Source organism: Streptomyces sp. ActVer (assembly GCF_027270795.1).
GTDB classification, from domain to species: domain Bacteria; phylum Actinomycetota; class Actinomycetes; order Streptomycetales; family Streptomycetaceae; genus Streptomyces; species Streptomyces umbrinus_A.
Map to the genome: position 1 here is coordinate 1 of NZ_JAPWHT010000560.1, position 5,904 is coordinate 5,904.

7 protein-coding genes are annotated in these 5,904 nt (G+C 68.3%); 5 read left to right on the top strand and 2 right to left on the bottom strand.

The window, feature by feature from the left end:
* The first annotated feature begins 330 nt into the window (after positions 1 to 330).
* Positions 331 to 1,638, top strand: coding sequence for an HNH endonuclease signature motif containing protein (locus tag O3Q52_RS47365; RefSeq protein ID WP_269654662.1), 1,308 nt, complete (start codon positions 331 to 333; stop codon positions 1,636 to 1,638).
* Positions 1,639 to 1,680: 42 nt separating this feature from the next.
* Here the strand turns inward: O3Q52_RS47365 and O3Q52_RS47370 are convergent, their stop codons facing one another.
* Both O3Q52_RS47370 and O3Q52_RS47375 read right to left on the bottom strand, forming a co-directional pair.
* Complete coding sequence (locus tag O3Q52_RS47370) at positions 1,681 to 1,956, bottom strand: DUF1876 domain-containing protein (protein WP_266763096.1); 276 nt, start codon at positions 1,954 to 1,956, stop codon at positions 1,681 to 1,683.
* Positions 1,957 to 2,073: 117 nt separating this feature from the next.
* Complete coding sequence (locus O3Q52_RS47375; RefSeq protein WP_269654667.1) at positions 2,074 to 2,685, bottom strand: maleylpyruvate isomerase family mycothiol-dependent enzyme; 612 nt, start codon at positions 2,683 to 2,685, stop codon at positions 2,074 to 2,076.
* Positions 2,686 to 2,962: 277 nt separating this feature from the next.
* Between O3Q52_RS47375 and O3Q52_RS47380 the strand changes: the two genes are divergently transcribed.
* The 4 genes from O3Q52_RS47380 (at position 2,963) to O3Q52_RS47395 (ending at position 5,692) form a co-directional block, all read left to right on the top strand.
* Positions 2,963 to 3,472, top strand: a complete 510-nt coding sequence (locus O3Q52_RS47380; RefSeq protein WP_332113010.1) for a SigE family RNA polymerase sigma factor — start codon at positions 2,963 to 2,965, stop codon at positions 3,470 to 3,472.
* Positions 3,469 to 3,990 (top strand): hypothetical protein, encoded by a 522-nt coding sequence (locus O3Q52_RS47385; protein ID WP_269654664.1) that lies wholly within the window; start codon positions 3,469 to 3,471, stop codon positions 3,988 to 3,990. The genes O3Q52_RS47380 and O3Q52_RS47385 overlap by 4 nt, the downstream gene beginning before the upstream one ends.
* Before the next feature lie 85 nt (positions 3,991 to 4,075).
* A complete protein-coding gene (locus O3Q52_RS47390; RefSeq protein ID WP_269654665.1) occupies positions 4,076 to 4,792 on the top strand; it encodes a hypothetical protein in 717 nt (238 codons plus the stop codon).
* Between the two features lie 177 nt (positions 4,793 to 4,969).
* Positions 4,970 to 5,692: a rhamnogalacturonan acetylesterase gene (locus O3Q52_RS47395; protein WP_269654666.1), complete on the top strand. Its 723-nt coding sequence runs from the start codon at positions 4,970 to 4,972 to the stop codon at positions 5,690 to 5,692.
* The last annotated feature ends 212 nt before the right edge of the window (positions 5,693 to 5,904 follow it).

Consider the following 5,904-nt stretch of genomic DNA (forward strand, 5'->3'; position numbering starts at 1 on the left):
GGTGGGTTTGGGGGTGGGCCGGGGGCTTCGGGCGCGGTTGCGTCTCGCCAGCACGCCGGGTGGCTTCGCGGCTTTCAGGTAGCGCGGGGGGTTCTGTACGTGCGGGGCGCCTCCGGGGTTCCCTGCGTGGGGTCCCTTCTTTCACCCTTTCGATTACTCGGCTGACCTGGCCTTATCACGTTGAGTGAGGGAGAATTGAAGGAGTCAACTCGCCTGGCGGGGAGGGTGCGTTGGTGTGGTCTCGGGGACCGGAAGGGGGTGGGTGCGTTGACTGTGAGTGAAGTAGTTCCGGGAGGGGCGCCCGTCTCCACTGGCGGGGCCGCTGAGTCTTTGGATGCCTGGGCCGCGCTGTTGCGGGAGCAGGCTCCCTGTGGTGAGACCGCTGCCGCTCTTGATGATTTGAAGGGTGAGTGGCTTTCTCCTCGGGGGCGGATTGATGCGCTTGCCGTTGTGGAGCGGCATCTGGGTTGGTTGCAGGCCAAGCAAGTTGAGTTGTTGTCCGCCATTTCCGACCACACCGAGGGGCCACCGCCGTCGGCCGATGTTCCGGCTGTGTGTGCGGATGCGGATATGGATACCGTTCTTCTGGGCGAGTGGGACTGTGCCGTTGAAGAAGTGGCCTGTGCATTGAAGTTGGCCAATTCCACTGCCGCCCAGCGGTTGGAGACTGCTCGGCTTCTGACCGGAAGGCATCCGGTCACCCTGGGGTTGCTCGCCGATGGGGAGATCTCGTATCAGCAGGCCAGGATCGTGGCCGAGCAGTGTGCCGTGTTGGCGGTGGACGTGGCTGGAGAGGTCGAGAGGGCTCTCGTCGAGCGGATGCCTCAGCAGGCCGCTGGGCAGACTCGGGCTGCCGTGCGGCGGCAGGTCCATCGCGTTGATCCCGCGGGGGCCGAAGCCCGGCATCAAGAGCGTGTGCAGGAGCGGAAGTTGTTGTCCTGTCCGCAGGAGGACGGGATGACGTTGTTCGGGGCCGTGTTGCCCGCCCAGCGCGCCGCCGTGATGGAGCAGGTCGTGGAGGCGTACGCCGTTGGGTACGGGGACGACGGGCGCACGCTCGATCAGAAGCGGGCCGATGCGTTGTACGACCTGGTCGTCGAGCCGCGGGCTGGAGCGCTTGAGGCCCCTTCCAAGGCCGCCGCCGTTGTCCACGTCACCGTGCCGCTCGATGTGCTTATGGGCGTTGATGACGGGCCGGGGGAACTCAAGGGGTACGGGCCCGTCACCGCCGGGCAGGTTCGGGAGATTGCCTTCGCCGGCGGGACCGTATGGCGGCGGCTTCTTGTTCAGCCTGCGAGTGGGGTGCTCGTGAAGACCGATCCCCTTACCTACAAGCCGACCGCGGAGACTGCGCGGCATGTGGTCGCTCGGGATCAGTACTGTGCGTTTCCGAGTTGTCGGATGCCTGCCCGGCGGTGCGATCTCGATCATGTGCGGCCTTTTGACCATGCTCGTCCGGAGCGGGGCGGGCCCACCACTCCCGAGAATCTTCAGCCGTTGTGTCGGCGGCATCATCGGCTCAAGACTCATCATCCGGGGTGGAGAGTCACCCGCGACGCTCACACCGGGGCCGCCGTCTGGACCGCGCCGACCGGGCACACGTATATCAACACCCCGCCCCCCGTCCATCGGGAGTGAGCGAGCGGGGGAGGCGGCCTGCCCGTTGTCCTGCCGGTCAGGTCAGGTCAGCGGGTATGACGTGCGGCCCGAGGCCTCGTCTATTTCGTCGTGTGCCTTGGTCAGGAGCTTCATCGCCAGTTCGTTGAGGGCCCTGGCGCCGGCCACTTCCTCGCCCACCCTCGGCTGGTTGGAGTCGGAGGGGTGGCGGCTCGCGTAGCCGTGGGCCCGTACCTCGCTTCCGTCGGGGAGGCGTACGAGGGCGGCTGCGCGGGTGCGGTTGTCGTCCTCGTCGAATTCCAGCTCTATGTGCCATCCGACAGCGGTCTTCATCGTCATCACGATCACCTCCGGAGCCGCTGTTTCCAGCTGCTTCCACCGGTTTCCGCCTCATTCCAGAGTGCGCCTGCTCGGCTGCGATTGCACGGCGTACCCAATGACAGAAGCTCCCTCGCGTCACGCCGTCTCGCAGCGGGCCCGGAGGAGCTCCACTCCGTCGCCCTCCAGGTCGTCGCAGTACGCCGTACGTCCCGTCATCGCCATCACCAGGGCCAAGGTGCTGCCGGAGACCAGCGGTCCCGCGCCGGTCGTGAAGGGGCCGTCCGTCGCGGTGAGTCTCAGGCCGTCGATGCGGCCCTTGGCCAGGACCACCAGGTCCGAGCCCCGGTAGTACTCGGCCACCTGTGTGACCGTCTCGATCGGGTGGTCGCGGACGATGCCCAGCGGGCGTCGGATGTCCTCTCCGTGCACGATCGTCTCGCCCAGCATGGCCAGGGCCGGGAGAGGGGGCTTGGTCGTGCTCGGGACCACTCGTCGGAATCGCTCCAGGGTTTCGGCCGGAGTGGCGCCCAGTTGTTCGGCCAGCCTCATGGCCACCTGTTTGTCGAAGTCGAACCGGCAGCGGATCACGCCCGCCAGCCAGCGTACGGAGTTGAGGCTCGCTCCCGCGGTGAGGTGCGCCAGCACGTCGCGCACCGTCAGCTCGGTGCAGAGCGAGGGCGTTCTCCACTGTTCGTCGGTCAGGTCCGCGAGATCGGTCGCCAGTGCCGTTCGCTCGGCGCGGATCAGGGGCCAGACTCCGGTCGTCCCTCGGCTGCTGCGGCTGCTCTCGGTTCCGGATCAGTCATGCGGGGGCGTCTCCTGTTCACGGGGCGGGGTGTGGGCGTCGGCGTGAGCATGGTCTCCGGCTTTCGGTCGGCCTGTGACCCAGGTCTCATCATCGTCGTGCAGCAGAAAACACGGCTTCGGCGTCGAGGGGGTGGCAGGAAGGGAGGAGCGTGTGGTTCTGGCAACCGAGTGGAAGCTGAGTGCCGGTCGCGGTGAGGCCGAGGTCGGGTCGGCGGAGATGGATTTTCAGCAGTTCGTCGCCGCCCGGTCGGCTCCGTTGTTCCGCGGCGCCCTCGTTCTGACCGGGAACCGCGAGACGGCGGAGGACCTGGTCCAGGAGACCCTGGAGCGGGTCTGCCGCAAGTGGCGGACGATCGTCGCCAAGGATGCCCCGGACGCGTACGTCCGGCGGATCATGGTGAACCTGGCCAACGACCGTTGGCGGAGGTTCCGTCGCACGGTTCCGCACCGGGACACCGGCGACATGGCGGCTCCGGGTGACGAGTACGGGCGTATAGACAGCAGGGACCAGTTGGTCCGCGCTCTGCAGAGTCTGCCGATGCGGATGCGGACGGTCGTGGTGCTGCGGTATTTCCACGATCTGTCCGACGCCGAGATCGCGGCCGACCTGCGCATCTCGCAGAGCACCGTACGGTCGCAGCTCGCTCGCGGCATGGAAAAACTCAGAAGCCAGTTTCCCGCGTTCTCCGGCCCTTCATCACGGCAGCCCGAGGAGGAAGCCCGATGACCTCGAACGATTCGCGGCCCTTCGGCTGCGCACACCCCACACCCTTCGAAGAGGAACTGGTGAACGCCATGAACAACTTCGCGAACTCCGCCGACGCGCCCACCTTCGACGCGCCCGGCATCACGCGCAGGTCCCGTCGGAAGCGTGCCACGGCTATTGCCGCCATCTCGGCCGCCCTCATCGTGGCCGGCGGCGGTACCGCCCTCGCCTCCATCACCGGCGGTTCGGACGCGCCGAAGTCCGCTCCCGCGGCCGCCATCACCGCGGCGCCCGCCAAGGACGCCGCCACCCTGCTTTTCGTCCACAGCGCGGGCATGACCATCCCCATCGATCTCCTCGGCCGGAGCCTGGACGACGCCAAGGGGCAGATCGCGAAGACCCAGACCAAGCTGGGCAAGGTCGGCGAGGTGGACTGCGGCAAGTACGGCAAGCCGGGCACGGTCATCCAGGTCGACCCCCACAGCCCGAAGACCGTCGCCAACGGCGACACCGTCAATGTGACGCTCTGCGCCGGCTGATCCGAGGCCCCTGTTCGCGCCCCGCCCCTCCCGGTACCGGTGCCCGGAGGAGCGGGGCGCGGCACGCTCAGGGATGATCTGTCCCATGGGGCATGGGAAAGGGCACGGGGCGGACATGGACGACGCCCGGGCGTGGGAAAAGCGGCTGGCATGGGCGTACGGACTGATCGCGAACGATCCGGCCGAACGGGCCGCCGCGCTCGACCACTTGGCCTCCGCACGGAGGAGGACCGAGGAGGCTCAGCATCGGTTCAACGAGACGTTGCGGACGCTGCAGGGGCAGGGGGTGATGTATCCGTACGAGGATCCGGCTCTGCGGTCGGCCAACGAGGAGTACCTGTGGGCCCGGAGCCATTCGCTGCCCAGCGGCATGTGGGACAGAGGGCCCGGTGAGGATCTCTCCGAATGGCCCGGGCTGCCCTACGCGCTGCTCTTCCTTGAATGGGAGGCCCGGTATCCGGAGGAGTGGACCCGGCACGCCAAGGCGTGGGGCACCAAGGAGGGGCTCATCCGGGATCTCGCCACCGACGCCGTCGGGCAGGACCCGGTCGCCCGGACCAAGCTGATCGACCTGGTGGAGATCGTCGTACGGCGTGCCTACCGCTGCAAGGACCGCGAGTACGTGCGCATCGCCCGGGTCGTCGACGGCGACCCGCTGCGGGTACGGCTGGAGGGCGCCCGGCGTTCGGAGAACCCCTGGGCCCAGTTGCACGCCGGGTATGTGCTGTGGATTCTGGACCGGCCCGAGGTGCCCAACAGCCGTCATGTCTGGCGGGCTTGGCTGGCGGACGCGCGGCAGTAGGCCCGGAGCCCTCGCCCCGGCAACCTTTCCCCTCCCGGCTGCGACCCCTCTCTGACAGTTCCTCAACTCCTGCACAGGGATGGTCGGATGAGCCGCAATGTCAGTGTGAGCAGTCGTAGACGGTTTCTTGTCGGTACTGCGGGTGCGGTCGGGGGTGGGGCGCTCGGGGTGCTGGGGATGCCCGGGACCGCCGTTGCCGCCGCGGCGGCCACCGGCACCGTGTACATCGCCAGTGACTCCACCGCCCAGACGTACAACTCCCGTTACTATCCCCAGGCCGGCTGGGGGCAGAAGCTGTCCTCGTTCCTGACCTCGAACATCACCGTCGCCAACCATGCGATCGGCGGGCGGAGTTCGCGGTCCTTCATCGAGCAGGGGCGGCTGGCCGCGATCCATCAGGTGATCCGGGCCGGTGACTACCTCTTCGTGCAGTTCGGGCACAACGACGCGACCGTGAGCAATCCGGAGCGGTACACCTCGCCCGCCGACTACAAGGAGTACCTGCGCAACGACTACATCCGGGCGACCCGGGCGCGGGGCGCGACGCCCGTCGTCGTGACGCCGGTGTCGCGGCGCTCCTACAACGCGTCGACGGGGAAGTTCAACGTCTCCTTCCCCGCGTACGTGGATGCCGCGAAGGCGGTCGCGCGGGAGGAGGGCGCCCCGCTGGTCGATCTCTCGGCGGCCAGCCGCGTCTACCTCGACGGGGTCGGCATCGAGGGGTCCAAGGCGATCTTCCTGTGGCTGGCCGCGGGGCAGTACCCGAACTTCCCGAACGGGGTCCAGGACAACACCCACTTCCAGGAGCGGGGTGCGGTCGAGATGGCCCGGCTGGTCGCCCGGGCCGTGGCGGGGCTGGGGCTGCCGATCTCGGGAGAGGTGGTGCCGGGGGTCCGATAGGGGCGGGTTAGCCTCGGTCGACCGGCCGGAAGTCCGCCCGGAAAGCAGCACCAGGAGGCAGTGATGGCGAAGGTACCGGCCGCGGCGGTGGCCGCGAGTGGGCTCATCGGTGGGTACGGGGTCGCCCGCTGGACCGGGAAGCGGCAGCTCGGCGGGGCCGTACTCGCCGTCGCAGGGGCCACGGCCGCGCAGCAGTGGCGGCAGCAGGCCGG

Bases quoted from the DNA above. Each gene is read 5' to 3' on its own strand.
- O3Q52_RS47370 (WP_266763096.1), bottom strand. From the start codon at position 1,956: ATGACGATGAAGACCGCTGTCGGATGGCACATAGAGCTGGAATTCGAC.
- O3Q52_RS47380 (WP_332113010.1), top strand. From the start codon at position 2,963: ATGGATTTTCAGCAGTTCGTCGCCGCCCGGTCGGCTCCGTTGTTCCGC.
- O3Q52_RS47385 (WP_269654664.1), top strand. From the start codon at position 3,469: ATGACCTCGAACGATTCGCGGCCCTTCGGCTGCGCACACCCCACACCC.
- O3Q52_RS47390 (WP_269654665.1), top strand. From the start codon at position 4,076: ATGGGGCATGGGAAAGGGCACGGGGCGGACATGGACGACGCCCGGGCG.
- O3Q52_RS47395 (WP_269654666.1), top strand. From the start codon at position 4,970: ATGCCCGGGACCGCCGTTGCCGCCGCGGCGGCCACCGGCACCGTGTAC.